Raw genomic sequence first — 1,698 nt, 5'->3', positions numbered from 1 at the left:
CCGTTGCATCGTGCCCGGCCGGACCCGGCCGGCCCACCGGCGCGCGCGGGCCACGTCGGCGGGTGCGTCGCAGTCCAGGCAGGCGAGGGCGTCCGCGCGCACCGCGGTCACCACCTGGTCGGTGAACAGGCCGCGCACCGGCCGGCCGACCGGGTCGGTGGGCAGCACCGCCCGCAGCTGCGCGGTGCGCCAGACCGCGGCGAGGTACTGGCGCCGCCCGCCCGGGTCGACCAGGACGGCGGCGTCCGCCGCGGGTTGCTCTGCACCGCGGCGCAGCAGCTCGATCTCCCGGCCGGTGAGGAACGGCAGGTCGGCCGCGAGGACGGCGACGAACGGGGTGCTGACGGCCGCCAGCCCCGCCACGATCGCCGCGACCGGGCCGCCGCCCGGCGGGTTCTCCCGGCACCACGCCACTTCGCCCTCGGGGAGCTCCGCGAGCTCGCGCCGGGGGCCGACGACGATGATGCGCTCGGCCCCGGCGACGGCGGCGAGCACCCGGTCGAGCAGCGTGGTTCCGCCGACGATGACGGCCGGCTTGTCCCGGCCGCCGAGACGGCGGGCGGCGCCGCCGGCGAGCACGAGCGCGCTGCAGCCGGCCCGCGGGGCAGTCATCCGCCGATCGCCGACATGGGCCGGTCCGGCTGCTGGAAACCGAGCTCGTCGATCCCATGGCCGGCCCTCTTGCCGAGCACCGCCGCCCGCCACAGCGCGGCGAGCCGCTCGTCGTCCGCACCGGCGCGCAGGGCCGCGCGCAGGTCGCTCTCCTGCCGAGCGAACAGGCAGTTGCGCACCTGACCGTCGGCGGTCAGCCGGACCCGGTCGCATTCTGCGCAGAAGGGCGCGGACACGGAGCCGATCACCCCGACCCGGCCCGGCCCGCCGTCGACCTCGAACAGCTCGGCCGGCGCGCTGCCCCGCCCCGGCAAGGGCCGCAGGGTGAACTCGGCTCGCAGGGCGGTGAGGATCTCCGCCGCGGTGACCATCGTCGATCGCTGCCAGCCGTGCTGGGCATCCAGTGGCATCTGCTCGATGAACCGCAACTCGTACTCCTCGGCCAGCGACCAGTGCAGCAACCGGGCAGCCTCGTCGTCGTTGACGCCACGCACGAGAACACTGTTGATCTTGATAGGGGCGAGGCCGGCCGCCGCTGCGGCCCGCAGCCCCGCGAGCACGTCGCCGAGCCTGTTGCGGCGGGTGATCCGGGCGAAGCGGGCCGGCTCCAGGGTGTCCAGGGAGACGTTGACCCGGTCCAGACCCGCGGCGCGCAACGGCCCGGCCAGCCGGACGAGCGACAGGCCGTTCGTGGTGAGCGAGAGCTCCGGCCGTGGCCGCAGGGACGCGAGCCGGGCCACCAGGGCCGCGAGGCCGGGCCGCAGTGTGGGCTCGCCGCCGGTGAGCCGGACCTCGGTCACGCCGAGCAGCCGCACCGCGACGCCAACCAGACGGACGACCTCGTCGTCCGTCAGCAGGCGCGCCGACGGCAGCCAGGGCAGACCCTCCGCGGGCATGCAGTAGACGCACCGCAGGTTGCACCGGTCGGTCAGCGACACCCGCAGGTCCGAAGCGACGCGACCATGGGTGTCGACAAGACTCACCGGTCCAGCGTATAGAGCCCATGCGCCCGAACCCACCGGGCCCTTCGGCCAGGGCGGACGGTCATGCGGACCGACCGGTGATGCCGGCGAGGCACGTCCGATC

2 protein-coding genes are annotated in these 1,698 nt (G+C 75.6%); both read right to left on the bottom strand.

All coding sequences use genetic code 11. From position 1 onward, the window contains the following. Positions 1–612, bottom strand: a 612-nt coding sequence (gene mobA, locus NBZ85_RS30875) for a molybdenum cofactor guanylyltransferase (protein ID WP_261559538.1), incomplete at its 3' end; no start/stop codon positions are given. Next, positions 609–1,595 carry a GTP 3',8-cyclase MoaA gene (moaA, locus tag NBZ85_RS30870; protein ID WP_261559540.1) on the bottom strand — a complete coding sequence of 329 codons (987 nt, stop codon included), beginning with the start codon at positions 1,593–1,595 and terminating at the stop codon, positions 609–611. The genes mobA and moaA, both read right to left, overlap by 4 nt. Positions 1,596–1,698 lie beyond the last annotated feature (103 nt).

The sequence above is a fragment of the Frankia tisae genome (assembly GCF_025403405.1).
In the GTDB taxonomy this organism is placed as follows: Bacteria; Actinomycetota; Actinomycetes; order Frankiales; family Frankiaceae; genus Frankia; species Frankia tisai.
This window is presented reverse-complemented; position numbering and strand designations above follow the sequence as displayed.